This is a genomic window from Vibrio sp. CCB-PB317 (assembly GCF_022808245.1).
Taxonomy (GTDB): Bacteria; Pseudomonadota; Gammaproteobacteria; order Enterobacterales; family Vibrionaceae; genus Vibrio; species Vibrio diabolicus.
Genome location: NZ_JALGNU010000001.1, coordinates 538,568 through 564,357, shown reverse-complemented (window position 1 = coordinate 564,357; position 25,790 = coordinate 538,568). Strand labels below are relative to the sequence as shown.

Sequence of the window (25,790 nt, the reverse complement as noted above, 5' to 3'; positions counted from 1 at the left end):
GCTACCCTTTCCACTCATACAACGCTGGGATACGAATTTGCTCACCTTGGAACTCGACAATCACCGCTTGCGGTTGTATTTCTCTTAATGTGACCTGCCCATCAACAACATCTCCTTGATGATATTCAACATTGTTAATTTTCACCCAGCGGCGATTTTCATCACTGGCGTACATGTGAGTTTGCAAATTGAGCGCAGGTAAACGCCCTTGCCATTGGTGAGCGTTGCGCTCTAAATCGTTCACGCGCACCGTTTGTGGTGAAGGCGCATCATCTCGGGATAACGCATTTTCGACCTTTCGCGCTAAATCAGGAGATAATGAGGACAAGTCAAGATCATCCAGAGACAAACCTAGGTCCTCTTCAACCACTGAAGTGCCTTGAGTTGATACAGATGTTTCTATCTCGTCTTTGTTTGCTGTATTACTCACGTATTCATCAGATGTTGCAAACGTACCAAAATCACGAGACAGCTCTGCACTTGGCCACTCTCTTGGCAATTGCGCCAACTGAGTAGTTTCAGGATAGTCCAATGCTTTGAACGGTTGTTCCGCTTCCATCTTAGCCTTAGGGGCGGAAGTACTAGCTTCAGCATGAGGCGTAAGGAGATCTAAATACCAAGCAACTCCGATTGCAGCAACGGTGATTGGCAGCAAGAACAGACCTATATGTTTCATGGCTGACATTATGCGTCCTCCTTCTCGATTCGTGCCAATTGAGGCGCATCTGGCTGCACGTTTTGTTGAAGACGATCTAGCGTCCGCTTACCTGCAATGCCGTCGACCCCAATACCTTGCCAACGTTGGAATAACTCAACTCGCTCTTTCATCGCACCATCAAAAATAGACGTTTCAAGCAGTGGCTCACTTACCGCTTCTGCTAATAGTCGGTCTAATACTTCGATCGCAGGGCCTTCCATGTCTAAACGTAATGTCTCTTTCAACGGCGCTTGCCACAGTTCAATGATATTGCCTTGCCACATCGGCTTTAGCCACGAAATAGGCAGACGCAGACGCTGCTTGCCATTGAGCACTTCGACTTTGTCATTGCCGACGGCGTACAAAATGACATACCCAACATCACCTTGATAATTCAACTCCAAAATCACAGGGCGATTTTGTTGCATCAGCAGCGGCCAGGTCGCCATTTTACGCTCACAACGCATGGTCGATTGGGGCTCTGATAAACAAAGATTGTCGCGAACCGATGCTTGATAACCCCACAAACGATACAAATCATTCACGGCGAGATTCGACTGTTTTTGTGCTAACAATAAGTCACGCTGATCATCTGTCAATTGTTGGTTGACGATTATTGGCGTTGGCTCCTCTCTTGGTGCGGTCACTTTCGCTAACACTGACGTTGCTTGAGCTGGCATATAATTCACGACCGCCCACCCCGTACCTAATGCAGCAATAAGACCCACCGTGACAGAGCCCCAAGCAGGCCAGCGGAAAGTACGGCGCTCTTTTTTATCTTGCTGATAAATATCTGCCTGAAACTGCATCACCTCTTCACAGGCCTGCTGAACGGTTTGCTTATCCACCACCACATTACCTTGGTGATAACTGATGTTGAGAGATTTATCACAGATAAGATTAATCAAGCGCGGGATGCCGTGACTGTATTTGGCAATGAGTTTACAAGAAGCACGATTAAACAGTTGCTGGTCACCACCTGCCGTATGTAATCGAAACGCGATGTAATCTTCTGTCTCTTTTTCATCCAACGGCAACAAGTGATAACGCCCAGTAATGCGCTGAGCGAGCTGGCGTAGTTGCGTCGTTTGTAATAACCGCTGTAATTCAGGCTGTCCGACCAACAACACTTTGAGCAGTTTTCTGGTATCGGTTTCCAAGTTGGTCAACAAACGTAGCTGCTCTAAAACGTCGGCAGCAAGGTGTTGAGCCTCATCAATGACCAGCAATGTCTGCCAGCCTGAACGATAATTACGCAGCAAGTATTTGTGAATCACTTGGTTTAGCTGTTTGAGGTTTGCATCTGGCGGGTAAGTAATTTTGAATTCATCGCAAATAGCTTCGAGCAAGTCTCGACTCGAAAACGTGGGATTTAGGATCAGACCCGCTTTGGTGTTATCACCTAAATTCGCCAGCATCGCTTTTGCGACGGTCGTTTTGCCTGTACCCACTTCGCCAGTAAGCATAGCAAAACCACCGCCATCGCCTAGCCCGGCTTGGAGATGTGTGATTGCCTCTTTGTGACGTTGGCTTAAATACAAATAACGCGAGTTTGGAACAATCGAAAATGGTTGTTCTACAAACCCAAAAAAGTCCTTATACATTAGGCTCTCCAGCTAAAAAACCACCAGGGAATAGTCAGATATAATATAAACATAGCTGCATCTACTCTCGGGAGTAAAGAAAAGTACCATTGCTTGCTACAATGTCCAACGGCATATCAATAAATTAAGAGGTAATTCGTGCAAGTTTATTTAGTAGGTGGCGCAGTTCGAGATAAATTGCTCGGAATTGATAGTTATGACAACGACTGGGTGGTCGTAGGTGCGACTCCCGAGATGATGCTGTCCCAAGGGTACACCGCCGTTGGTAAAGACTTTCCTGTATTTTTGCACCCAAAAAGTAAAGAAGAACATGCACTTGCGCGAACAGAAAGAAAATCAGGCTCTGGTTACACTGGCTTTGAGTGCTTCTTTGATCAAAGTGTCACCTTAGAAGAGGATTTAATTCGTCGTGATTTAACCATTAATGCAATGGCAATGGATGATGCAGGTAAGCTCCATGATCCTTACGGCGGCCAGAAAGATCTCAATAATAAACTCCTACGCCATGTCTCAGACGCCTTTGTCGAAGACCCTCTACGCGTTTTACGTGTCGCTCGCTTCGCAGCAAAGCTTGCTGATCTAAACTTTACGGTTGCCGACGAAACCATGCGCTTAATGCGCCACATGGCAGAGTCTGGGGAGCTGAGCACACTGACTCCCGAGCGTGTTTGGCAAGAATGGCATAAGTCCCTCTCCACCCCTCGCCCTGATATCTTCTTATCGATTCTAAGAGATTGTGGTGCATTGGCCGTTGTTTTACCTGAAATTGATGCACTATTTGGCGTACCTCAACCAGAAAAATGGCATCCAGAAATCGATACGGGCATCCATACTTTGATGGTAGCAAAGCAAGCTGCGAGACTGAGTGACTCACTCCCCGTCAGATTTGCCGCCCAAGTGCATGATTTGGGCAAAGGGGTGACACCAGAGAGCGAATGGCCAAGCCACAAAATGCATTGTCATACAGGGTTAAAACTGATCAAAAAGCTGTGCGAGCGTGTCCGGGTGCCGAATGAGTTTCGTGATTTAGCCTTGATGGTGTGCGAACAGCACTCCAATATCCATCGCGCAGCAGAGTTAAAGCCGCAAACCATCATAAAAATACTCAACAAATTCGATGTGTGGCGCAAAGCTGAACGCTTAGAAGATATTTTAATATGCTGTCAGGCTGACCATGCAGGTCGAAAAGGGTTAGAAGAGAAGCCTTATCCTCAAGCTGAGATTTTTACCCGCGCTTATCAAGCCGCAGCCGCCGTAGATGTTCAGAGCATCATTAAGGATGGATTTAAAGGCCCGGCAATACGTGATGAACAAGAAAAGAGACGGATTGAAGCGGTAAGAGTCGCTTTGAATAAGTGATCTGAGCTCAGCTTAATTAACCGAATTGTATTCATGCCAGGTCATTCCAGCGAGCCTTAGCGAGACTAGGAATATAATATCAGCACGCAGGGAAGTTTTAGAAATGGCCAACGCTACAAGAAACTCGGAGAGAAGGTTCTGAACCTCGCCCCTTCGTCGCTGTTCAGAATGACGTTGTGGTTTAGGTATGCAGCTTGCGGTTAAGCAAGCTGCCAATCCGTCGCGTTATCAGGCGCTAAGCAAGAACGCAAACAAACCGAAACCTAGAATCAGACGGTAAATCACAAACGGTGTCATGCCCATGCGTGAAATCATCTTTAAGAAAAAGTGGATACAAATATATGCACTGATAAACGATGTGATGATACCAGTCAGCAAGAAGCCAATATGGACAGGTTCACCACTGGTCACTAGCTTCATGCCTAAGTAGCTACCAGCTAATGTAATGATCGGGATCGACATTAAAAATGAAAAGCGCGCAGCCGCTTCTCGAGTAAAGCCTAGGTAAAGTGCAGCCGTAATGGTCGCCCCTGAACGCGACGTTCCAGGAATCATCGCTAAGGCTTGGGCAATACCGATAAACACGGCTTTCTTCCAACCCGTTTGGTATTCATCCGCAACCAACTTAGCGTTTTTGTCTACCCACCAAAGCAACAAACCAAATACGATCGTTGTGGTCGCGATGACATAAGCGCTACGTAGATACACTTCAATGATGTCTTTCATCAACAAGCCAAACACACAAGCTGGAATCGTAGCGATCACGATCATCCAAGCAAGTTTTGCTTCTTTACTCCGATCTCCTTTAAAGATCGAAGCAAATAATGCCTGGAACAGAGTGATCACTTCATGGCGAAAATAGATCACTACCGCCATTAATGTACCGACGTGAACAGCAACATCAAAAGCTAGACCTTGGTCTTCCCATCCCAAAATGGCGGAGGGCAGGATCAAATGGGCAGAGCTCGAAATAGGCAAAAACTCTGTCAGACCCTGAATCAGAGCCAGAATAAAGGCTTCAAAATAACTCATGTAAACAACTCAAATTAAAAATGAAAAAGAAACAGGTTTGAGTGAATCGACTGGCTGCATTGCATGCCAAATATCTGCGACTGTGCGTCCATCGCCTGGGATCACTAATTGAGGTTCGAGATCATACAGAGGCTTTGTGACAAAAGGATATTTGTAGATATCACTGCGAGGTAGCTCAGGTTTTTTCGTGGAGACGCATTCACCGAACAACACTATATCGAGATCCAGTGTTCGATCCTGATACTTTTGCGCATTTTCTTCGCGTCCCCACTTAAATTCAATCTCACGTAGCTGATGACTCAACTCTTCTAATGACAACTCGGTACGCATTGCAACGACAAAGTTGTAGAAGTTCTGGCTGCTAAAGCCAATAGGTTCACATTCATATACCGGCGATACGAGGAGACTTTCTCCAAGCTGTAGCAGCTCCTGATACGCAGCGAGCGCATGTTGCTCTCTTTCTACATTCGTACCAACACCGATATAGGTGGTGATCATGCTTGACCTCGCTCAATCACGACACCAACAGCGCGTGCTTGTGGCACGGCACCAGGTTTTGCTAAACGGATTTTCACCCAAGGCACAGAGAAACGCTGCATGATAAGCTCTGCCACTTCTTCGGCTACACGTTCAACCAACAGAAAACGACCATTTTCAATATGGCTCAGTACCGCCTCACTCACTTGCGAGTAATCCAACGCATCTTGCACATCATCACTTTTACCCGCAGGCTTATTGTCGTGCGCCATTTCGATATCCAGAACCAACTTTTGTTTAATTTGTTGTTCCCAGTCGTACACGCCAATCGTGGTGATTACTTCTAATTGTTCAATAAAAACTTTATCCAGAGCCATCTTATGTCCTTCTATTACAGAGGTCGGATACCCGTGAGGGGTAATTTGATCGTAGTATTCTATACCTAAGTAACATTTACTTGGGTCATCACAATGTTACTTAGGTATAAACTGCGAAAGCATCTTTATATACAAGAAATCACATAATGCAAGCTCTATCACAGTGAGGATTTCTGCATTATGTGAATTCGAGGTATGATAGCAACTACGCGGGAACCGAGCATTAAATTCCAATCCATCAAGGACTTCTATGGACGCACTGGCACTGATAATGACAATGGCCGCCTATTTACTGGGTTCGGTTTCCAGTGCGGTTTTGATCTGTCGACTCTTAAAACTGCCAGATCCACGCAGTGTAGGCTCCAACAACCCTGGAGCAACGAACGTATTGCGTATTGGCGGACGAGGAGCCGCTGTTTCAGTCTTGTTGTGCGATATGCTCAAAGGCACCATCCCCGTGTGGGGCGGATACTTTCTTGGTATCGACCCTATCATTCTTGGCGTCATCGCCATTGCTGCCTGTCTTGGGCACATGTACCCCATCTTTTTCCACTTTAAAGGCGGAAAAGGTGTCGCAACCGCGCTTGGCGCTATCGCTCCGATTGGTTTGGACTTAACAGGATTAGTGATGTTAACTTGGCTGTCAGTCGCCGCGCTATTCCGCTATTCATCCTTAGCGGCTCTCGTCACGGTTTTGGTCACTCCGTTTTATACCTGGATGTTTAAACCGCAATACACGTTACCTGTTGCTATGCTGTGTTGCTTAATCGTATTTAAGCATCATCAAAATATTCGGCGGCTTTTGTCTGGCGACGAGCCAAAAATCGGCGAGAAGAAACTGACACAAAAAAACTCGGCTTAATGCCGAGTTTTTCGTTTAAAGAGGGATGCATTGGTTATGCATGAACTCGATTCAGGAAGTTCAACAACATTTGGTTGACGAACTCCGGCTGTTCTAAACAACTGATGTGTCCCGCTTGCGGAATTTCTACCAACTCACTGCCCGTGATACAGTCTTTCATTAAATACGATTCGAAAACCGGGCGAGGCTTATCTTCACAGCCCACCGCAATTAACGTCGGCAGAGCGAATTTTTCCGAATCTTCAATAACATCACGGCGACCAAACACCATGCGACCAATGCGAGCCACTTCAACCGCACGCTCACCACTCAGGCTTTCTAAACTGCGTTTGAATGCAGCGACCAACTCAGGATTCACCTGCTCAGCGTTATTAGCAAAAAACAATGGCACGACAGCTTCAATAATTGGCGCAGGCACCGCTTGGACTTGGCTAATGGTATCAAGCATTGCAAAGTACTTTTTATACGTAACTTCTGGCTCCCAGCCAATGAAGGTATCCATCAATACCAGTGATTTCACACGTTGCGGTGCTTGAGCCGTCAGTTCCGCTCCCCACATGCCGCCAACAGATAAGCCCACCACAGAAAACTCTTCAATATCCAAATGATCCATCAACGCCAACATATGTTGTGCATAATCAACTAATGACTCTGTCGATGCAGGGGCCGCTTCTGACTCACCATGTGCCCACAAATCTGGCACAATACAACGATATGACTGGCTTAAAACTTCAATTTGTGGCGCCCACATTTGGCTATCCCACAAATAACTGTGACCAAACAGTAATGCTGGACCATCACCTTTATCAAGGTAAGCAAGTTGCTGACCTTCAATTTCAAACTTATTCATTGTTATATCCATTTCTTATTCTTCCGCATCATCCTATCACTGAAACGATACCGAACTGCTCGCATCAGTCAGAATGTAAACGAAGCTTTTCATTGAATAGCTAAAAATAAAGGCCTCTGATGAACAGAGACCTTTATCGTAGTGAATCTATTTCAAACCTACCGCATAAGTTTGATTAAGCGACTGGCGTCAGTTGGTCAATCGGCCAACGTGGGCGAGCCTCTACCGACATATCGGCCACTTCGCCATTCTTCAAACGCTGCATACCAGCGTAAGCGATCATCGCACCATTATCCGTACAGAACTCAGTTCGTGGGTAGTAAACCTCACCGCCAACTTTCTTCGCTAGCTTCTCTAACTCTGCACGTAAACGACGGTTAGCACTTACACCACCAGCAATAACAATACGTTTCATGCCTGTTTGCTCAAGCGCGCGTTTACATTTAATCGCCAATGTTGCACACACGGCTTCTTCAAATGCCAGAGCGATGTCTGCGCGAGTTTGCTCGTCATCGCCATTCGCAGCAATCGTATTTGCTGTAAAGGTTTTCAGGCCAGAGAAACTCATATCCAAGCCAGGGCGATCAGTCATTGGGCGCGGGAACTTAAAGCGACCCGGCGTGCCTTTTTCTGCCAGTTTAGACAACAGCGGGCCGCCTGGGTAATCCAACCCCATTAGCTTCGCTGTTTTATCAAACGCTTCGCCCGCCGCATCATCAATCGACTCACCCAAAATTTTGTACTCACCGATGCCTCTCACTTCGACCATCATCGAGTGACCACCCGACACCAACACTGCCACAAACGGGAATGGCGGTGGGTTATCTTCCAGCATTGGAGCCAACAGGTGACCTTCCATATGATGAACAGGTACCGCTGGCACTCCCCAAGCATAAGCAATACTGCGACCAATAGTAGCGCCCACTAATAGTGCACCAACGAGACCCGGCCCCGCGGTGTACGCGACACCATCAATGTCTTTCGAAGTTAAGTTCGCTTCTTTTAGTGCCTCTTTAATAAGAGGAATGGTTTTCTTTACATGGTCACGTGAAGCCAACTCAGGCACCACACCACCGTAATCTGCGTGCAGTTTTACTTGGCTGTAAAGCTTGTGTGACAGCAGACCTTTTTCATCGTCATAAATCGCGATGCCAGTCTCGTCACAAGAGGTTTCAATACCGATAATGCGCATGGTTTTCTCAGTATGCTTTCTGTATAGAGGAAATTTGGGCGTCATATTACCTCGCCTTGGTGCTGCAAACAAATTTTGTACAGACAATAATCGACAAAAGGCTTTACAAAGTAGTTGTGATCGGATTAAAATTCCGCACCATTTTTGATCAAGCTGGTAAGAGACCAAACAATTGTGATTTGGTCTGTTGAATACCAGCGTTAACGAATAACCCCTGAGGTGAAAGGCATATGCCAGTAGTTAAAGTACGTGAAAACGAACCGTTCGACGTTGCTCTACGTCGTTTCAAGCGCTCTTGCGAAAAAGCAGGTATCCTTTCTGAAGTGCGTCGTCGTGAGCACTACGAAAAACCAACTACAGTTCGCAAACGCGCTAAAGCAGCAGCTCAAAAGCGTCACGCTAAGAAGCTAGCTCGCGAAAACGCTCGTCGCGTTCGCCTGTACTAATAACTGAGCTCCAAAAGGAATTTAGTTATGGCTCTGATTGATCAACTCAAAGAAGAGCAAAAATTAGCGATGAAAGCCAAGGACAAATTGCGCCTTGGTACTATTCGTTTAGCCCTATCAGCAATCAAGCAACGTGAAGTTGACGAGCAGATCACTCTGAACGATGACGACATTCTTGCAGTATTGACCAAAATGGTTAAACAACGTCGCGACTCTGTAGCGCAGTATGAAGCAGCGGGTCGTCAAGATCTTGCTGATGCGGAACAAGCAGAAATTACCGTTCTTGAGGACTTTATGCCTCAACCACTGACAGACGAAGAAGTAGCGGCTCTTATCGAGAACGCGATTGCTGAATCTGGCGCAGCTGGCATGCAAGACATGGGCAAAGTAATGGGCGTTCTGAAACCGCAAATTCAAGGGCGCGCAGATATGGGTAAAGTAAGCGGTTTAGTTCGCGCTAAACTGGCTTAAGATACCCCACCCAATTGCAGCAAGCCGTGCTATCCTTTGGAACGCACGGCTTGTTTGTATCTGGATGAATGGAATGAAATAAGTGAGCAACACGCTTATTCTTTTAAAGCATTCACTCCACTCATCATCTTCTTTTTTTGTTAGGTTTTATGGCTGGACACATCCCTCGCAGTTTTATCGATGACCTTCTAGCTCGACTTGATATTGTCGATATCATCGACGCACGTGTGAAACTTAAGAAAAAAGGCAAAAACTACGGCGCATGCTGCCCGTTCCACAACGAAAAGACGCCGTCATTCAGCGTCAGTCAAGAAAAGCAGTTCTACCATTGTTTTGGTTGTGGTGCGCACGGAAATGCCATCGACTTCTTGATGGAATTCGACCGGCTAGAATTCGTCGAAGCCATTGAAGAACTCGCTTCATACTTGGGCTTAGATGTTCCTCGCGAACAACGTAGCGGCGGTAATGGTTCGTTCCAGTCAGGCCCACAAGCAAGCAGCAGTGAAAAACGTAATCTATACGACTTAATGGGCAGCATTGCTCAATTTTATCGTAACCAACTCAAGCAGCCAGCAAGTAAAGTGGCAATTGAGTATCTAAAAGATCGCGGCCTGTCTGGTGAAATCGTCCAGAAGTTTGGCATCGGCTATGTGGCTGATGAATGGGATTTAGTTCGTAAGAACTTTGGCCAGAATAAAGAAAACCAAGACATGCTCGTCACAGGCGGCATGTTGATTGAAAACGATAAAGGCAACCGCTACGACCGATTCCGTGGTCGAGTGATGTTTCCTATTCGAGACAGACGCGGCCGAGTGATAGGCTTTGGGGGTCGAGTATTAGGTGATGGGACACCGAAATATCTCAACTCACCCGAAACCCCGATATTTCATAAAGGTAAAGAGTTATATGGCCTTTATGAAGTACTACAAGCGTACCGTGAGCCACCACAAATTTTAGTGGTTGAAGGCTATATGGATGTTGTCGCGCTTGCTCAATATGGCGTAGATTATTCCGTTGCCTCATTGGGTACCTCTACAACGGGCGATCACTTGCAAGTATTATTCAGGCAAACAAGCACTGTCGTATGTTGTTACGACGGTGACCGCGCAGGTCGTGAAGCCGCGTGGCGTGCCATGGAAAATGCATTGCCTTACCTAACTGATGGTCGCCAGTTAAAATTCATGTTTTTGCCGGATGGAGAAGATCCCGACTCTTATATCCGACAAAACGGAAAACAAGCATTTGAACAACAAGTGTCTAATGCGATGCCCTTGTCTGAATTCATGTTCAGCTCATTGACTCAGCAAGTCGATATGAGCACGAAAGAAGGCATGGCAAAGCTGAGTACCCTTGCTGTTCCTCTCATTGACAAAGTCCCTGGCGGCACTTTAAGACTATACTTGAGAGAACTGCTTGGCCGCCGTTTGGGTTTGGTTGATGAACGCCAACTACAGCAGCTAATTTCAAAACAAGGTAAAGAGGATAAAAGGCCTCAACCTCATAAAGAAATCAAGCGAACGCCGATGCGAGAAGTGATCGCGTTACTGATTCAAAACCCACAATACGTAAGTATGGTGCCAGATCTAACTAGCGTTAGAGATTTACCCATTCCTGGTCTAAGTTTATTTGTTGATGTACTTGATAAATGCCAAGCGCATCCCCATATCAACACAGGCCAATTATTAGAGCATTGGCGAAACAGCCAAAATGAGACCCTTCTGTCTCGTCTCGCGAGTTGGGACATTCCACTCGATGAGGACAACCAAGAAGAAATATTTTTAGACTCACTGGATAAAATTATTGCCCAGTGCGTAGAAAAACAAATTGAAAACCTGCAGGCCAAAGCAAGAAGTGTCGGTTTATCAGCCGAAGAGAAAAGGGAGCTGCTAGCACTTATGCTAGATTTAAAAGCGTAACCCTGTTTAATTAGTCAGCAACGATTTAATTTGTTATAGTAAGTGGTTTGCATTTCGCATACTGATTCCTTCACCAGATTACGAAGTTGGATACCGTCTATGGATCACAATCCGCAGTCACAGCTAAAGTCACTTGTTATTAAAGGCAAGGAACAAGGCTATCTGACCTACGCCGAAGTAAATGACCACCTACCTGCTGAAATCGTAGATTCAGAACAGGTAGAAGACATCATTCAGATGATCAACGACATGGGCATTAAGGTAGTAGAAACTGCTCCTGATGCTGATGATTTAGCACTGAACGATGACACAAATATTACCGATGAAGATGCAGCCGAAGCTGCAGCCGCTGCACTGTCTAGCGTAGAGAGTGAGATTGGTCGTACCACAGACCCAGTACGTATGTACATGCGTGAAATGGGTACTGTCGAACTTCTAACTCGCGAAGGCGAAATCGACATCGCAAAACGTATTGAAGAAGGTATTAACCAAGTTCAATCGTCTGTTGCTGAATACCCAGGTACGATTCCGTACATTCTTGAGCAATTTGACAAAGTTCAAGCTGAAGAACTACGTCTTACTGACCTTATTTCAGGTTTTGTAGACCCAGATGCTGACGACACCGCTGCACCAACGGCAACACACATCGGTTCTGAACTGACTGAATCTCAGTTAGAAGAAGAAGACGATGAAGACGTTGATGACGACGAAGATAGCGATGACGATTCAGATGATTCTGAAGAAGATGTAGGTATCGATCCAGAGTTAGCGCTAGAGAAATTCAACCAACTACGCAGCACCTATCAAAATCTTCAATTAGCAATCAACGAGTACGGCTATAACAGCCCGAAAGCAACCGTTGCTAATGAAATGATGCTAGACGTATTCCGCGAGTTTCGTCTAACGCCTAAACAGTTTGATCACCTAGTGAATGAGCTGCGTACCGCTATGGATCGCGTTCGTACTCAAGAACGCCTGATCATGAAGTCTGTGGTTGAATACGGCAAAATGCCGAAGAAATCATTCATCGCGCTGTTCACTGGTAATGAATCAAGTGAAGCTTGGTTGGATGAAGTTCTTGCTTCAGACAAGCCATACGCTGAAAAGATCAAACGTAACGAAGAAGAAATCCGTCGCTCAATCGCTAAGCTAAAAATGATTGAAGAAGAGACTTCTCTGAACGTTCAAAACATTAAAGACATCAGCCGTCGTATGTCTATCGGTGAAGCAAAAGCTCGCCGTGCGAAGAAAGAGATGGTTGAAGCGAACTTGCGTCTTGTAATTTCTATCGCGAAGAAATACACCAACCGTGGCCTACAGTTCTTGGATCTTATCCAGGAAGGTAACATCGGTCTGATGAAAGCGGTAGATAAGTTCGAATACCGTCGTGGTTACAAGTTCTCGACTTACGCAACGTGGTGGATCCGTCAGGCAATCACTCGTTCAATCGCGGACCAAGCACGTACGATTCGTATCCCGGTACACATGATCGAAACGATCAACAAGCTAAACCGTATCTCTCGTCAAATGCTGCAAGAGATGGGTCGTGAGCCACTACCGGAAGAACTGGCTGAGCGCATGCAGATGCCAGAAGACAAGATTCGCAAAGTTCTGAAAATCGCTAAAGAGCCTATCTCAATGGAGACACCAATCGGTGACGACGAAGATTCGCATCTAGGTGATTTTATCGAAGATACAACGCTAGAACTGCCGCTAGATTCTGCAACTGCAACTAGCCTTAAAGTGGCGACAAAAGACGTGCTTGCAGGTCTAACGCCACGTGAAGCGAAAGTACTTCGTATGCGCTTTGGTATTGACATGAACACTGACCATACTCTAGAAGAAGTTGGTAAGCAGTTCGACGTTACTCGTGAGCGTATCCGTCAGATCGAAGCAAAAGCACTACGTAAACTTCGTCACCCAAGCCGCTCAGAGACTCTGCGCAGCTTCCTAGACGAATAATCGCAGCGCATATAAGCTTTTAGAAATCAAAAAAGGTGACTTTAGGTCACCTTTTTTATTATCTACTGTGCTAAGTGGATAAAAACTAAGCGCAATTGCCCTAGTTGGTATCTAGACACCTTGCAACGCTTCCCCTATAATCGTTGTCCTATTAAGGCCCCTTAGCTCAGTGGTTAGAGCAGTCGACTCATAATCGATTGGTCCGCAGTTCAAGTCTGCGAGGGGCCACCAAATTTCGAAAGGCGTAGCAGGTTAGTACCTACTACGCCTTTTTTGTGTCTGCTGACTTTGGGTACAGTTGTGGGTGTAGTAATTCGTTGCTCATCTCATCAACAACTTCAAACTTATCATATTCCTCGATTCTACCCTCTCTTTCTTTTCGCTTATTACCAAGCTTTCTATATAGTCGTGGAAACAAAATGTCTGCTCGCTATTTAAACCATTGACCCTTTTTCGACTTCTGATAGGATGGACATGTAAACGTATGGACGTCTAAAATGAAAATGGAGTTACAATGAAAAGTATTCGTCACCTAAAGAAACTAGCTTTGGTTCTCACGGCAGTAGTTGGCTTAAGCGCTTGTGGAGAAAAAGATGACTCTGTCATTAAAGTGGGAGCAACCGTAGGACCTCATGCTCAAGTAGTTGAAGCAGTAGCGAAGGAAGCAGCGAAGCAAGGCTTGAATGTAGAAGTCATCGAGTTTTCTGATTACGTAACACCCAATGCCGCGCTTAGTGATGGTAGCATCGACATTAACAGCTATCAGCACCAACCATTTTTAGACAACTTCAACAATAGTCATGACGCCCAATTAGTGTCGATTGGTCAATCCATTCTGATGCGCATGGGGCTTTATTCTAACAAGTATCGCTCATTACAAGAGCTTCCAAACAATGCACGCATAGCAATTCCAAACGATCCAACCAATGGTGGTCGTGGTCTATTGCTACTCGCCGATGCAGGTTTAATTGAGCTTAAACAAGGTGTTGGCCACAAAGCAGCCTTAACTGATATTACAAAAAATGCAAAGTCGTTTGAATTTGTCGAGGTAGATGCCGCCCAGTTACCACGAACATTGGATGATGTAGACGCGGCTGCGATTACAATGAACTACGTAATGTCTTCTGGTTTAGATCCGAAGAAACAAAGTATCTATCTTGAAGCAAAAGACGCACCGCTGGCCGTCATGGTCATCGCTACTCGTGACGCAGACAAAAATAATGAAGCGTATAAAAAGTTCGTTTCTATTTACCAATCTCAAGCAATTCGTGATTATCTCGATCGTACGTTCAAAGGCACAATAGAAGCAGCTTTTTAATCAATAAAGCAACGAATACTTTGCTCACTAATCAGATAGGAAAGAGGCTGATGTTTCTCATAGCCTCTTCTTTTCACTCCTCACTCAATCGGCTTATTGTCGACTTTCAGCCTCTAATTTCATTGCTAAATAAGCTTGGTCCGCAGAAACCAATTCAGGGCGGTTAATCAACTTCCAAAGGAAGTATGGTGGGATTAAAAATACGACAAAGTAGAGAGATTCATGGAAGAATACATCGGCTATCGCTTGCTGATGCTCCCAGAGTGCCGTCAGTGCAAAGAGCTCTAACATCACACCTAAAACTCCAAAGACGACAGAGACAACAATCGCTAAACCCAGTAGTTCTCTAATAAAGTGCTTGTATGCCATGATACTAATTCCTTCTAGCAGTAAGTCATACTAACTTACGCTCATAAGAAACAAGCCAGCTTGACTATTATCAAACTCCCCTCATCACAGTTAAGAACTTAGTTTTATAAAAAAGGACTTGTATATAACGCCATTGAAGATTGACCTCTCTATCACAATACAATGACATCATTTCTCGACTTTGAGACTAGCCTTTTACATTTATCAGCAGTGTAAACAAGAGGTCATAATGAAAAAATATACCTACCCTTTACTTGCCATCTCAGGCGGTCTTTTATTGACGGGCTGTGGTAGCGACGACTCTTCATCCGATACAGAAGCAGCCACTTTTTCTCTCAGCGTTTCCGATGCGCCTGTCGACGATGCCAACAAAGTCGTCTTAGCGTTTAAAGATGTTGTCCTTGTACCATTTGACCCAGAAACTGGCGAACAAACTGGAGAACATATTCTGTTAGATGTTAGTGACAATGGAGCACTACACCAAGTTGATCTAATGGAATATCAGGGAAGTAACGCTAAAACGATCATTCACGAACAGGACATCTCTCCTGGTGATTATGCTATGTGTGTGTACGCTAAAGACGGCAAACAATTAAACGATACAACGCTGTCATACGTAGAGAAGACAGACGGCAACATCAAAGGCTTAGTTGTGCCTAGCCGAGGCAGCTGTTTTGATTTTAAACCAGATACGAGCGATCAAGGTCGCTTGAAGTTTTCGCAAAAAGGTCAGTATGTAAAAGTTCATACTGGTCATAATAGCTATGTTGTCGAGTTTGATTTGCGTAAAGGCCTGGCAGATCCAACGAGCAAAGATTACATGAACATGAACTCTAATGCGGTAAGCTTAGTAAACGCATCAGAATCAGGTCATATTGGTGGTGAAGTCAGTGAAATTCAGTACCAAGCGTGTGAAGCAGACAGTGCAGCATCAAATGCTATAAATGACGTTCCTGCCGTTCACTCAGTCTATCTTTACGCAGGTTCGATGGATCGCTCAACCATGGGCGATATGGGCGCGATGGAACCACTCCAAGCGCCAGTTGCAGTAGCTAACGTGAATGAATCGCAAGACGAAGAAGGTAATACAACCTACAGCTACGAGTTTGGTTACATCGGCCCGGGTACTTACAGCATTGGCTACACATGTACTGCGTATATTGATACGCCAGACGCTCATGAAACTTCAGAAGACGGTTTCTTGATTTACCAGCACTACACGCCAGTTGATGTTGTCGAGGCAGAGCTGACAACTCAGGACATTAATCCAATTCTTTAAGTCACCATATTAAAAAAGCCGCTCGCACTGAGCGGCTTTTTACTTAGTCAGAAAGGTAATATTGAACCGTCGATACCACTCGTACTTTCTTAATGTAAGGCGTGTTGCTATCTCGGTCATAAATCGAGAACTGCCCTTGCGTGGCACGTTTGATCTTACCCAGTGAACTCTGTGAGTCTTTGGCAAACTTTTGCGCCACTTCGCGGGCGTTTTTCGTCGCCTCTTCGATCATGTCTGGCTTTACATCATTTAGCTTAGTAAAGCTGTACTCAATGCGGTTCGCGTACGGGTCCTGATTCAGCAGTACACCTTGTTTTCCTAGCTCACCAATCTCATTAATTGCCGCTCGAACCACATCGACACTTTGACTATAAACCGTAACCGTCCGCGAGGCTAAATAACGAAACTCGATATCTTGCTCACTCCCGTATTGCTGTGCTTTTCGGTCAATGACAGCAGGAGAAGAAAGGGAAACGCTCGTTTCAGGGAGCCCTTTAGCACTTAAGAAATCCAGAATCAAACGCGTTTGCTGATCGATGTCATCAAACATAGCCCCCATATCATTACTCGCTAAGGTGAACTGAATTGGCCAGATCACTGTATCGGCAGAGTACTCTCGTTCAGACAATCCCTTCACCGTTACCACTCGCTCATAGGCTTTGTATTTGACTGCCGTTTGCTGAATAAAAAAGCCCAATACTCCTAAACCAATTATCAGACACAGCCCGAGCCATATTGACGCTTTATTGGAAATCTTCTCCATTCATCCTCCTAATTTCGCCAAAAGTAACAATTCGTCGTATCGATAACATAGCTCAACTATGGCCAGAAAATGGCGACCTAAAGCCAAGTTTTTGTCATGTCGTTCGAAATGGTGAATAGAATAAATTACAATTGAACAGTGTTTTATTGTGGTTTTTAAGATTATGTTGAAAATAAAATGGCTGGTAGTTCTGAGCGGATTATTTGTCTCAACGGCTTGTTTGAGTACTGACGACTTAGTAATGGATGACAACTCAACACAAGCCCCCCAAGCGGGTATATGCGATGAAGATCAATGCGAAGGGAAAAGCTTTGATGGTCGAATTCTGCTAGATAATGAGCCGACCAAACAGGTCTTGAGCTCACTAGAAAGTCTCAGTGAAACGCTCAACTCTCTGAGTATCCTGATGTTTGCTGGCGACAAAACGTAACGCTAAAGCTGTCCTATCCTCTTCGCCTTTGGTCAACAAAGCTTCACCAGTTTGTCACCAAAGGCTCATGGATTTGCCTCTGAACTGTCATCTGTAATTTCTACTATCCGATCAGCCACTTGTACGCTGAGGTAAATATGGATAGTTCGACCCCTTTTCGTCTCCCTCGTAAAACGCCGTTTGGCATTGGTGAAAACGTTGCAGAATGGGCAACAGGTTTAAGTCAGCTCGATAAATTCTACGCCCAACGCCCCGTGAATGCGGATACCAAAACTTTCTTGCGATTTACGCTGGATATTTTGGGGATCGACTATCGCATTGCCCATGGTTCGCTCGACGCAGTGCCAAAGCAAGGCGCAACCGTCATTGTGGCGAATCACCCTCTCGGTTGTGTTGAAGGCGTGATTCTCGCCGAGCTACTATTGATGATACGAGACGATATCCAAATTTTAGCGAATCAGTACCTAAAAACCGTACCAGAGCTCGACCAACTTTTTATTGGTGTCGACGTATTCGAAGGCAAAGACGCCGTCAAATCGAATATGAAGGCCCTCAGAGCAGCCAACAAACACCTTGCGAATGGCGGCTTGTTATTGGTTTTCCCTGCGGGTGAAGTGTCGCAGTTAGTGGATGCCAAACAACAGCGTTTAGAAGACAAAGAATGGAGCCGCAGTGTCAGTGCGTTAATTCGTAAGAACAAAGCCGCCACTGTTCCCGTCTTCATTCGTGGGCAGAACTCAAAACGCTTCTACATGGCAGGTAAAATCCACCCTCTTTTACGCACCTTGATGTTAGGAAGAGAGCTGCTCAACAAGAGCGCAAAAACCATTGAGTTGTCCTTTGGGCAAGCAATCAAGTTTAAAGAACTCAATAACCTCAATGATGATCAGATCGTCAATTATCTGAGGCTTAACACCTACCTGCTTAACCGCGATGTAAGTGCCACTCAGCAAACGGTCTCAGACAATGCTCTCTTACCTATTGCGGCAGGGTTACCCATAGGCCAATTGCTTGAAGAGCTGCACAGCTTACCGTCAGAAACCCAATTGCTTCAAAGTGGCGAGTTCGACGTATATTGCGCCAGCGCGCAGCAGATCCCATCTCTCCTGCATGAAATTGGCCGCTTGCGAGAACATAATTTCCGTCAAGTTGGCGAAGGGACCGGGCAAGCGATAGACATCGATCATTTCGATCATGATTACCTGCACCTATTTGTGTGGGATCGTGAGAACCAATGCATGGTAGGTGCTTACCGTCTTGGATTAGTTGATCAATTATTGGCGAAATATGGCGTAGAAGGATTGTATTCGCGCACATTATTCAACTATGACCAAGGCTTTCTCGATCAAATGGGCAAGTCGATTGAAATGGGTCGTTCTGTGATTGCCGAGCAATATCAAAAAAGCATGAGTGCCCTACTCTTACTCTGGAAAGGCATAGCGACTTTTGTCCATCAACATCCCGAATACACGCACTTATTTGGCCCAGTGAGCATCAGCAACGATTACAGCCATACCGCGCGTCAATTGCTGGCACAATCGATGACCCTACACCACTACGACAACGACTGCGCCGAATACGTCACTCCGTCAAACCCACTGCCAGAAACCAACTTAAACTGGAATACCAGCATGCTAACCGCATTGGGAGATTTACAGTTGCTATCTCGCGTGATCGCTCGAATTGACGAAGGCAAAGGCGTTCCGGTATTACTGCGCCAATATTTGAGTTTGAATGGTAAGTTGGTGTGCTTTAACGTCGATCCGGCGTTTAACAACGCACTGGATGGATTGATTATGGTGGATTTACGCGATGTGCCTGAGAAAACGCTTGCACGTTACATGGGCAGTGGAAACGCGCGCGAGTATTTAGCTCTGAACCATTAACCGTCGTCGGAGGTATCGCGCTGCTCAAAATCGCTCTAAACAACACAACGCGAGCAGCGTGATGCGTTATTTACCCATAAGACATTAAAAACAAAGTGTTTAGTTAAACTCATCGCAAAAAGGCCAGTCATCTCAAGCTTTAATCCACAAAACGCCAACATCGCACAAACGTTCACGTTATAAACTTTCACAAAACCTCAAAATGGTCATAGATCACATTTTTAATCAAACCTGACGTCAAACAAAATGTGATATTGATCATCTTGAGCATTTAATTTGAATTGAAAAAGAAATTAAAGGTGATCTTAATCACAATGAATTTTGATTTTATATTTGTCAGAAGATCGAATTGATCACTAATATTTTTATTGACAGATTTGAAAGTCATTTTTTGTTATTAAGTTACATATCAATTAATTGATCATCATCACTTAAAAAATGCTTTTCATCCGAAGAAATGCGGGGGTTGATCACGAAAAACCCGTCGTCAGTTCCAATTGGAAAATGTGTGGTAAATTGATTGGGTACTAAGCAATCAAACAAGCGGTTTTGGCGAACCGTTTACGACAACATATTCATCAGAACATCGAACGGGGAATTGTTATGATATCACCAGATGCCAAGATCAAGATACAAAATTTTGGTCGTTTTCTGTCAAACATGGTAATGCCTAACATCGGCGCGTTTATCGCGTGGGGCTTTATCACTGCTCTATTTATCCCAACCGGATGGCTACCAAATGAGACGTTAGCTTCCATGGTTGGTCCTATGATCACTTACTTGCTGCCACTACTGATCGGTTACACCGGTGGTAAATTAGTGGGCGGCGATCGCGGCGCGGTCGTTGGTGCAATCACTACCATGGGTGTGATTGTCGGTACCGACATCCCAATGTTTATGGGTGCAATGATGGTCGGCCCAATGGGCGGCTGGGCAATCAAAAAATTCGATAACTACATCGACGGTAAAGTAAAAAGCGGCTTCGAGATGTTGGTGAACAACTTCTCTGCGGGCATCATTGGTATGCTGTGCGCCATTTTGGCTTTCTTCCTTATCGGTCCATTTGTCAAAGTGCTTTCAGGCGCATTGGCAGCAGGCGTAAACTTCCTTGTTTCAGCGCACCTTCTGCCACTGACTTCTATTTTTGTTGAGCCAGCGAAGATCCTGTTCCTAAACAACGCGATCAACCACGGCATCTTCTCTCCACTGGGTATTCAGCAAGCGTCTGAAACTGGTCAATCGATCTTCTTCTTGATCGAAGCGAACCCAGGTCCTGGTCTAGGTATTCTGCTGGCTTACATGGTGTTTGGTAAAGGTACGGCTCGTCAAACGGCAGGTGGTGCATCCATCATCCACTTCTTCGGCGGTATCCACGAGATTTACTTCCCTTACATCCTAATGAACCCTCGCCTAATCCTTGCGGCTATCGCAGGTGGTATGACGGGCGTATTCGTTCTAACTATGTTTAACGCAGGTATCGTTTCTCCAGCATCACCAGGCTCAATCTTCGCAATCTTGTTGATGACTCAGAAAGGTTCAATCGTTGGTGTTCTAGCGTCTATCGCAGCCGCAACAGGTGTGTCATTCGCCGTAGCAGCACTGCTAATGAAGACACAAACGTCAACAGAAGAAGACGGTGATGAAGTAGCACTAGAAAAAGCAACATCACAAATGAAAGACATGAAATCTGCATCTAAAAACGATGCGGTGGTAAACAGCCAAAGCAAAGGTGACGTAGACCTAGCGACAGTACAAAGCATCATTGTCGCTTGTGATGCGGGCATGGGCTCGAGTGCAATGGGCGCGAGCATGCTACGCAAAAAGGTTCAAGACGCAGGTCTGAACATCCACGTAACTAACCTTGCCATTAACAGCTTACCAGAGAGTGCAGATATCGTGATTACTCATAAAGACTTAACGGGTCGTGCACGTAAGCATGCTCCAAACGCACACCACATTTCATTGACGAACTTCCTAGACAGCGAAATGTACAACCAGCTAGTCACCAAGTTACTAGCAGCACAAAACCAATCCGCAGCCAATGACGACCAAATGGTAAAAGTGTCAGTCATGGCGGCGAACGACGACAGCTTTGAGCCACAACAACCATCGGTATTCCAAATCCAGCGTGAGAACATTCACCTAGGTTTGAAAGCAGCCAACAAAGAAGAAGCCATTCGCTTTGCAGGCAACAAATTGGTTGAACTTGGCTACGCAGAACCAGAATACGTAGACGCGATGTTTGAGCGTGAAGCGTTGGTTCCAACTTACCTAGGCGAATCTATCGCAGTACCTCACGGTACGGTAGAAGCGAAAGATCGCGTGAAGAAAACCGGCATTGTAATCTGCCAATACCCATCGGGTATCCAATTTACTGAAGATGACGACGATGTCGCGAAACTGGTTATCGGCATTGCCGCTAAGAACGATGAGCACATCCAGGTGATCACAACCATTACGAACGCGCTCGATGAGCCGGAAGCAATTGAGAAGCTAACCAGCACCAACGATGTAGAAGAAATTCTAAACATCCTTGGCGGCCAGCAAGCGGCTTAATCACTCCTTTAATTTGCTCCTGAGGCAAACGAGGTCAGCTGTCACCCCCTATGCGGTTGGCCTCACCCTAGTTTCGTAAGTCAACATTTTCAGATATTGGTAGGTAAGAATTATGAAAAACGCAGTTCATTTTGGTGCAGGTAACATCGGTCGTGGTTTCATCGGTAAACTCTTAGCAGACGCAGAAGTCGAGGTCACTTTCGCTGACGTTGATGTACCGCTAGTAGACCAGCTCAGCCACAAACAAGAATACAAAGTAAAAGTGGTCGGTACTGAGTGTCAAATCGACACCGTTACCCATGTCACAGCGGTAAACTCAGCCAGTGAAGACGTGATTGATCGCATGGTCAAAACCGATTTAGTCACCACAGCAGTTGGTCCAAACGTATTAGACATCATCGCGAAAACCATCGCGAAAGGCATCGCCAAACGTTTTGAAGCTGGCAATGACGCGCCACTTAACATCATCGCCTGTGAAAATATGGTGCGTGGCACAACGCACCTAAAAGGTGAAGTGTACAAACACTTGGATGAATCACTGCACGCAAAGGCAGACGAGTTGGTTGGCTTTGTTGATTCAGCGGTAGATCGCATCGTGCCACCAGCAGAAGCGGCGAACGATGACCCACTAGAAGTGACGGTAGAAAGCTTTAGCGAATGGATTGTCGATGAGCAGCAATTCAAGGGCGAAATCCCTGACATAGCTGGCATGGAAAGAACCAACAACCTAATGGCCTTTGTCGAACGTAAGCTGTTCACCCTAAACACAGGTCACTGTATTACCGCTTATTTAGGCTGTTTGAAAGGCCATCGCACCATTCGTGAAGCAATTGAAGACCCAAGCATTCATGCTGAAGTAAAACAAGCAATGCACGAAAGCGGAGAAGTACTGATCAAGCGCTACGGTTTTGATCGCGACATGCACAACGCTTACATCGAAAAGATCCTAGGACGCTTTGCCAGCCCATATTTAGTGGATGAAGTGGATCGCGTTGGACGACAACCAATTCGTAAATTGGGTGCAAATGATAGATTAGTGAAGCCATTACTCGGTACAATCGAGTATGGCACTGAAAATCAAACACTTTTGAAAGGGATCGCGGCAGCGTTGAAATACACCAACGACACCGACCCACAAGCGGTGGAACTACAAACCTCATTAAAAGCCGTGGGCGTAAAGAAAACGCTAGCAACGTACACTGGCCTGGCTAAAGACAGTGTTGAAGTGGCTCAAATCGAAGTGATTTACCACCAGCTTTAATCGAATCAAGGGGAGCTCTGCTCCCCATAAATATAATTTTAAACAGTTACTCAGTATATGGCAGATAACATCAACGAAACCGAGATCATTGAACGATTAAACAGCGCGCCATCGGTACGAGGCTTCTTTATTGCAGCAGTCGATGTGTTCAACGATTCCATCGACGGGCTAATACAAAGGATCTTTCGTAAAGATAACTTCGCCGTGCAATCGGTTGTTGGTCCCCTACTGCAAGACTCCGGACCGCTGGGCGATCTCTCCGTTCGTTTGAAACTCCTATTTGGCTTAGGCGTACTCCCAGACGATATTTATCATGATATTGAAGACATCATTAAGCTTAAAAACCGACTCAATAGCGATGCATCGGACTACGAGTTCACTGATCCAAATATTCTAGAGCCAATCAAAAAGCTGCATCTGGTAAAGAAAATGGGCATGGTGCAATTAGAAGTCAACGAACCTGATGACGACATCGACCTTGAGTTTTATCAACTCCAACTTCAACGCCAGCAACAAATAATAAAATCAGGTCTCTCGCTCGCCATTGTCGAAATTTGCAATGAACTGGGCAAGGACAGCCCTTTTTAACCCAACCTCCGGCAAGGAACGCCTTCTCTACTAGCCTCTTTTCTTTGCGTATCCTTTCTGTATGACGTGCGTGAAAGCCATCACAGTCCATATTCGTATGTCTCTGTAATATCAGACCAATCTATCGCTGGTATTGAAACGGTATGGCATGCTTTCAATCGAAGACACTAAAACCAAATGGGAGTTTTTCCAGAAACACCATTGGGTATCTCCAGAATTTTCCCGCACTCCCGTACTTGAGTCGTGGGAGCGTTGCATAAAGCAATGCAGTCCTTACACCTGGTCAAAGCCACATATTGCCTCTGGCTTTACCTTCTCATCTCTGATGAAACGCAACGAGCACCTCATCGAATGCGCCACGACCGTACTTGAAGACACTTACGACATGCTAGGGGACGAAGACCTGCTATTGATGGTGACTGACGGCAACGGCTGCGTTCTATCTGTTGTGGGACATGACTCAATGCAGCAAGAGATGCAGGCGCTCGGTATTAAACAAGGCTGTTTTCTGTCTGAAGGGAAAATTGGCACAAATGCGGTCAATCTCTGTATTAGTACTCATATCCCGTGTGAAGTGTTCGCAGCAGAACATTTCAATCGCCACTTACATCCTTATGCCTCTGTAGCTGCGCCTGTTTTCGACCAGTTTGGCAAGTTACGCGGCACAACATGCCTTCTCAAAAAAGCAGAGAGCTATAAGAAAGAAAACTTGGTCATCATCGCGTCGAGCGCGAAAGAAGTCAGTTTGCAAATCCATATTCAGTCGGAACAAGAAAACATTAACCGCCTCACTTGTGCGCACAACGCAACGTTAGAATGCATGGATGACGGCCTTCTGGCCTGGGATGAAGAAAGCCGTATCACCATGGTAAATCACCAATCAGAGCGCTTGTTAAACATTGAAGCCAGTCAGGTCTTGGATAAAGAAGTCTTTTCGGTTTTACGTTTCCCGCCAAATGTCCTCAATAGTATTGAGTCGGGTGCAAGCATCAACCGCAAACTCACAACGGTAGAGGTTCGTGGCGAGTTTGTTGAAGCGATAATTACCTTGCGTCCACTCAACGACGGCACACACTTATTGTTCTTGCACCCTATCGATAAAATTCGCGAACTTGCTCAACAACAAATAGGTGGCAGTGCGCGCTATACATTCAGCACTTTGCCTGTCATTTCACGAAAAATGAAGCACGTCATTACCGTGGCAAAGCGGGCCATAAAGTCCAAATCACCGATTCTAATTACGGGTGAAGAAGGCGTAGGAAAAGCTACTCTCGCCATGGCGATTCATAACGAAAGCACCTACAAAGAAGGGCCGTTCATTACGCTCAACTGCCGCTCCATCAATACAGAGCAACTGGTCAAAGAAACCCTGGGATACGACGAGGGACAAGGCATGCCCTCTAAGTTTGAACTCGCCCATGGCGGTACGCTCTTTTTGGAAAAGGTGGAATATCTGTCGCCCGATTTACAAGCCGTGCTACTTAAGTTGTTAAAAACTGGGCTCGTCAGCCGCAGCGACAGTTTGCGATTAATCCCCGTAGACTTTCAACTTATTACGAGCACCGCTTCAGAGATCAGCGAGTATGTCACTCAGCGCTCATTTGGTCGGCAACTTTATTATGAAATCTCCTCGAACGAGCTGCATATTCCACCACTACGAAAGCGTAAAGAAGACATTGAATTTCTCGTCCAGCAGCTTATCAGCCATTATGAACGCCGACACAATGTCACAATCTCGATAGAGCCAGTCGCACTGGAAGCGTTGATGAATTTTCGTTGGTCAGGCAACAACTCTGAACTAAGAAACCGAACTGAGCGAATTTTGCTGAACCGCAGTTCCAACTTAATCAAGCTGAACGATATTCCTGAAGACATTAAACTGAATTCTCGCCATACCGCAGAAAATACGCCAGTAATCACGTTAGAAGAAGCCGAGAGAAGAGCGATTGTTCAGGCTTGGAATCAGTGTGATGGCAAAATGCATGATATGGCGAAAGCATTGCAAATTGGCCGCACGACCTTATGGAGAAAAATTAATAAGTTTGGGCTGCAGGAGCAAATGAAGCTGTATTAAGCCAAGAAGTGGCGTTCCTAC

General features: G+C 45.5%; 23 protein-coding genes and 1 tRNA gene. 15 read left to right on the top strand and 9 right to left on the bottom strand.

Annotated features, from left to right (window positions below; all coding sequences use genetic code 11):
• Nucleotide 1: 1 nt before the first annotated feature.
• Together MTR11_RS02715 and MTR11_RS02710 are read right to left on the bottom strand one after the other, a co-directional pair.
• On the bottom strand, nucleotides 2-685 hold the full coding sequence (locus MTR11_RS02715) for a general secretion pathway protein GspB (RefSeq protein ID WP_005395951.1): 684 nt from the start codon (nucleotides 683-685) through the stop codon (nucleotides 2-4).
• Nucleotides 685-2,301: an ExeA family protein gene (locus MTR11_RS02710; RefSeq protein ID WP_243326981.1), complete on the bottom strand. Its 1,617-nt coding sequence runs from the start codon at nucleotides 2,299-2,301 to the stop codon at nucleotides 685-687. The genes MTR11_RS02715 and MTR11_RS02710 overlap by 1 nt, the downstream gene beginning before the upstream one ends.
• Nucleotides 2,302-2,439: 138 nt before the next feature.
• Here MTR11_RS02710 and MTR11_RS02705 point away from each other — a divergent pair, with 138 nt between their 5' ends.
• The gene (locus tag MTR11_RS02705; RefSeq protein WP_243326980.1) at nucleotides 2,440-3,660 is read left to right on the top strand and encodes a multifunctional CCA addition/repair protein; all 1,221 of its coding nucleotides are present in this window, start codon (nucleotides 2,440-2,442) and stop codon (nucleotides 3,658-3,660) included.
• A 228-nt stretch (nucleotides 3,661-3,888) separates the two neighbouring features.
• Here MTR11_RS02705 and MTR11_RS02700 read toward each other — a convergent pair whose 3' ends face one another.
• From MTR11_RS02700 to folB, 3 genes are read right to left on the bottom strand one after another with little or no spacing between them, the layout of a single operon-like run.
• On the bottom strand, nucleotides 3,889-4,692 hold the full coding sequence (locus MTR11_RS02700) for an undecaprenyl-diphosphate phosphatase (RefSeq protein ID WP_006743204.1): 804 nt from the start codon (nucleotides 4,690-4,692) through the stop codon (nucleotides 3,889-3,891).
• A 9-nt stretch (nucleotides 4,693-4,701) separates the two neighbouring features.
• Nucleotides 4,702-5,190 (bottom strand): 2-amino-4-hydroxy-6-hydroxymethyldihydropteridine diphosphokinase, encoded by a 489-nt coding sequence (folK, locus tag MTR11_RS02695; protein ID WP_005395976.1) that lies wholly within the window; start codon nucleotides 5,188-5,190, stop codon nucleotides 4,702-4,704.
• Nucleotides 5,187-5,546 (bottom strand): bifunctional dihydroneopterin aldolase/7,8-dihydroneopterin epimerase, encoded by a 360-nt coding sequence (folB, locus tag MTR11_RS02690; RefSeq protein WP_005395977.1) that lies wholly within the window; start codon nucleotides 5,544-5,546, stop codon nucleotides 5,187-5,189. Before folB ends, folK begins: the two co-directional genes overlap by 4 nt.
• A 250-nt stretch (nucleotides 5,547-5,796) precedes the next feature.
• On the opposite strand from folB, the gene plsY reads away from it, so the two are divergent.
• Nucleotides 5,797-6,408, top strand: coding sequence for a glycerol-3-phosphate 1-O-acyltransferase PlsY (gene plsY, locus MTR11_RS02685; protein ID WP_005379857.1), 612 nt, complete (start codon nucleotides 5,797-5,799; stop codon nucleotides 6,406-6,408).
• 34 nt (nucleotides 6,409-6,442) lie between these two features.
• Here the strand turns inward: plsY and MTR11_RS02680 are convergent, their stop codons facing one another.
• Entirely contained in the window at nucleotides 6,443-7,258 is an 816-nt protein-coding gene (locus MTR11_RS02680) for an alpha/beta fold hydrolase (protein WP_124008970.1), read from the bottom strand.
• Nucleotides 7,259-7,433: 175 nt separating this feature from the next.
• Entirely contained in the window at nucleotides 7,434-8,450 is a 1,017-nt protein-coding gene (gene tsaD, locus MTR11_RS02675) for a tRNA (adenosine(37)-N6)-threonylcarbamoyltransferase complex transferase subunit TsaD (protein WP_046874179.1), read from the bottom strand.
• Nucleotides 8,451-8,680: 230 nt separating this feature from the next.
• On the opposite strand from tsaD, the gene rpsU reads away from it, so the two are divergent.
• From rpsU to MTR11_RS02645, 6 genes are all read left to right on the top strand, one after another.
• Nucleotides 8,681-8,896 (top strand): 30S ribosomal protein S21, encoded by a 216-nt coding sequence (gene rpsU / locus MTR11_RS02670; protein WP_001145625.1) that lies wholly within the window; start codon nucleotides 8,681-8,683, stop codon nucleotides 8,894-8,896.
• Nucleotides 8,897-8,923: 27 nt separating this feature from the next.
• A complete protein-coding gene (locus MTR11_RS02665; RefSeq protein ID WP_005395984.1) occupies nucleotides 8,924-9,367 on the top strand; it encodes a GatB/YqeY domain-containing protein in 444 nt (147 codons plus the stop codon).
• A 149-nt stretch (nucleotides 9,368-9,516) separates the two neighbouring features.
• Nucleotides 9,517-11,283 (top strand): DNA primase, encoded by a 1,767-nt coding sequence (gene dnaG, locus MTR11_RS02660; protein WP_005379719.1) that lies wholly within the window; start codon nucleotides 9,517-9,519, stop codon nucleotides 11,281-11,283.
• Nucleotides 11,284-11,382: 99 nt separating this feature from the next.
• Complete coding sequence (gene rpoD / locus MTR11_RS02655) at nucleotides 11,383-13,245, top strand: RNA polymerase sigma factor RpoD (RefSeq protein ID WP_005395986.1); 1,863 nt, start codon at nucleotides 11,383-11,385, stop codon at nucleotides 13,243-13,245.
• A gap of 155 nt (nucleotides 13,246-13,400) precedes the next feature.
• Nucleotides 13,401-13,476 (top strand) — tRNA-Ile (locus MTR11_RS02650).
• Between the two features lie 283 nt (nucleotides 13,477-13,759).
• A complete protein-coding gene (locus tag MTR11_RS02645; protein WP_006742753.1) occupies nucleotides 13,760-14,563 on the top strand; it encodes a MetQ/NlpA family ABC transporter substrate-binding protein in 804 nt (267 codons plus the stop codon).
• A gap of 93 nt (nucleotides 14,564-14,656) precedes the next feature.
• On the opposite strand, the gene MTR11_RS02640 is transcribed toward MTR11_RS02645, so the two are convergent.
• On the bottom strand, nucleotides 14,657-14,932 hold the full coding sequence (locus tag MTR11_RS02640) for a hypothetical protein (protein WP_012841145.1): 276 nt from the start codon (nucleotides 14,930-14,932) through the stop codon (nucleotides 14,657-14,659).
• A gap of 229 nt (nucleotides 14,933-15,161) precedes the next feature.
• Between MTR11_RS02640 and MTR11_RS02635 the strand changes: the two genes are divergently transcribed.
• On the top strand, nucleotides 15,162-16,211 hold the full coding sequence (locus MTR11_RS02635) for a DUF4382 domain-containing protein (RefSeq protein ID WP_243326979.1): 1,050 nt from the start codon (nucleotides 15,162-15,164) through the stop codon (nucleotides 16,209-16,211).
• A gap of 43 nt (nucleotides 16,212-16,254) precedes the next feature.
• Here the strand turns inward: MTR11_RS02635 and MTR11_RS02630 are convergent, their stop codons facing one another.
• Entirely contained in the window at nucleotides 16,255-16,974 is a 720-nt protein-coding gene (locus tag MTR11_RS02630) for an SIMPL domain-containing protein (protein ID WP_005392213.1), read from the bottom strand.
• Between the two features lie 163 nt (nucleotides 16,975-17,137).
• Here MTR11_RS02630 and MTR11_RS02625 point away from each other — a divergent pair, with 163 nt between their 5' ends.
• The 6 genes from MTR11_RS02625 (at nucleotide 17,138) to dhaR (ending at nucleotide 25,769) form a co-directional block, all read left to right on the top strand.
• Nucleotides 17,138-17,404: a hypothetical protein gene (locus MTR11_RS02625; RefSeq protein WP_171058425.1), complete on the top strand. Its 267-nt coding sequence runs from the start codon at nucleotides 17,138-17,140 to the stop codon at nucleotides 17,402-17,404.
• 137 nt (nucleotides 17,405-17,541) lie between these two features.
• Nucleotides 17,542-19,290, top strand: coding sequence for a lysophospholipid acyltransferase family protein (locus MTR11_RS02620; protein ID WP_243326978.1), 1,749 nt, complete (start codon nucleotides 17,542-17,544; stop codon nucleotides 19,288-19,290).
• A 603-nt stretch (nucleotides 19,291-19,893) separates the two neighbouring features.
• Entirely contained in the window at nucleotides 19,894-21,846 is a 1,953-nt protein-coding gene (locus MTR11_RS02615; protein WP_104971241.1) for a PTS mannitol transporter subunit IICBA, read from the top strand.
• 112 nt (nucleotides 21,847-21,958) lie between these two features.
• Nucleotides 21,959-23,107, top strand: a complete 1,149-nt coding sequence (locus tag MTR11_RS02610) for a mannitol-1-phosphate 5-dehydrogenase (protein WP_243326977.1) — start codon at nucleotides 21,959-21,961, stop codon at nucleotides 23,105-23,107.
• Nucleotides 23,108-23,164: 57 nt separating this feature from the next.
• Nucleotides 23,165-23,695, top strand: coding sequence for an MltR family transcriptional regulator (locus tag MTR11_RS02605; protein ID WP_012841150.1), 531 nt, complete (start codon nucleotides 23,165-23,167; stop codon nucleotides 23,693-23,695).
• Between the two features lie 148 nt (nucleotides 23,696-23,843).
• The gene (gene dhaR, locus MTR11_RS02600) at nucleotides 23,844-25,769 is read left to right on the top strand and encodes a dihydroxyacetone kinase operon transcriptional regulator DhaR (RefSeq protein ID WP_176319002.1); all 1,926 of its coding nucleotides are present in this window, start codon (nucleotides 23,844-23,846) and stop codon (nucleotides 25,767-25,769) included.
• Nucleotides 25,770-25,790: the final 21 nt, after the last annotated feature.

Coding starts and splice junctions, on each gene's coding strand:
- MTR11_RS02715 (WP_005395951.1), bottom strand. CDS start 685: ATGTCAGCCATGAAACATATAGGTCTGTTCTTGCTGCCAATCACCGTT.
- MTR11_RS02640 (WP_012841145.1), bottom strand. CDS start 14,932: ATGGCATACAAGCACTTTATTAGAGAACTACTGGGTTTAGCGATTGTT.
- dnaG (WP_005379719.1), top strand. CDS start 9,517: ATGGCTGGACACATCCCTCGCAGTTTTATCGATGACCTTCTAGCTCGA.
- MTR11_RS02710 (WP_243326981.1), bottom strand. CDS start 2,301: ATGTATAAGGACTTTTTTGGGTTTGTAGAACAACCATTTTCGATTGTT.
- MTR11_RS02635 (WP_243326979.1), top strand. CDS start 15,162: ATGAAAAAATATACCTACCCTTTACTTGCCATCTCAGGCGGTCTTTTA.
- MTR11_RS02610 (WP_243326977.1), top strand. CDS start 21,959: ATGAAAAACGCAGTTCATTTTGGTGCAGGTAACATCGGTCGTGGTTTC.
- MTR11_RS02625 (WP_171058425.1), top strand. CDS start 17,138: ATGTTGAAAATAAAATGGCTGGTAGTTCTGAGCGGATTATTTGTCTCA.
- MTR11_RS02700 (WP_006743204.1), bottom strand. CDS start 4,692: ATGAGTTATTTTGAAGCCTTTATTCTGGCTCTGATTCAGGGTCTGACA.
- MTR11_RS02645 (WP_006742753.1), top strand. CDS start 13,760: ATGAAAAGTATTCGTCACCTAAAGAAACTAGCTTTGGTTCTCACGGCA.
- MTR11_RS02665 (WP_005395984.1), top strand. CDS start 8,924: ATGGCTCTGATTGATCAACTCAAAGAAGAGCAAAAATTAGCGATGAAA.
- plsY (WP_005379857.1), top strand. CDS start 5,797: ATGGACGCACTGGCACTGATAATGACAATGGCCGCCTATTTACTGGGT.
- folB (WP_005395977.1), bottom strand. CDS start 5,546: ATGGCTCTGGATAAAGTTTTTATTGAACAATTAGAAGTAATCACCACG.
- tsaD (WP_046874179.1), bottom strand. CDS start 8,450: ATGCGCATTATCGGTATTGAAACCTCTTGTGACGAGACTGGCATCGCG.
- MTR11_RS02680 (WP_124008970.1), bottom strand. CDS start 7,258: ATGAATAAGTTTGAAATTGAAGGTCAGCAACTTGCTTACCTTGATAAA.
- MTR11_RS02630 (WP_005392213.1), bottom strand. CDS start 16,974: ATGGAGAAGATTTCCAATAAAGCGTCAATATGGCTCGGGCTGTGTCTG.
- MTR11_RS02605 (WP_012841150.1), top strand. CDS start 23,165: ATGGCAGATAACATCAACGAAACCGAGATCATTGAACGATTAAACAGC.
- dhaR (WP_176319002.1), top strand. CDS start 23,844: ATGCTTTCAATCGAAGACACTAAAACCAAATGGGAGTTTTTCCAGAAA.
- folK (WP_005395976.1), bottom strand. CDS start 5,190: ATGATCACCACCTATATCGGTGTTGGTACGAATGTAGAAAGAGAGCAA.
- MTR11_RS02620 (WP_243326978.1), top strand. CDS start 17,542: ATGGATAGTTCGACCCCTTTTCGTCTCCCTCGTAAAACGCCGTTTGGC.
- rpsU (WP_001145625.1), top strand. CDS start 8,681: ATGCCAGTAGTTAAAGTACGTGAAAACGAACCGTTCGACGTTGCTCTA.
- rpoD (WP_005395986.1), top strand. CDS start 11,383: ATGGATCACAATCCGCAGTCACAGCTAAAGTCACTTGTTATTAAAGGC.
- MTR11_RS02615 (WP_104971241.1), top strand. CDS start 19,894: ATGATATCACCAGATGCCAAGATCAAGATACAAAATTTTGGTCGTTTT.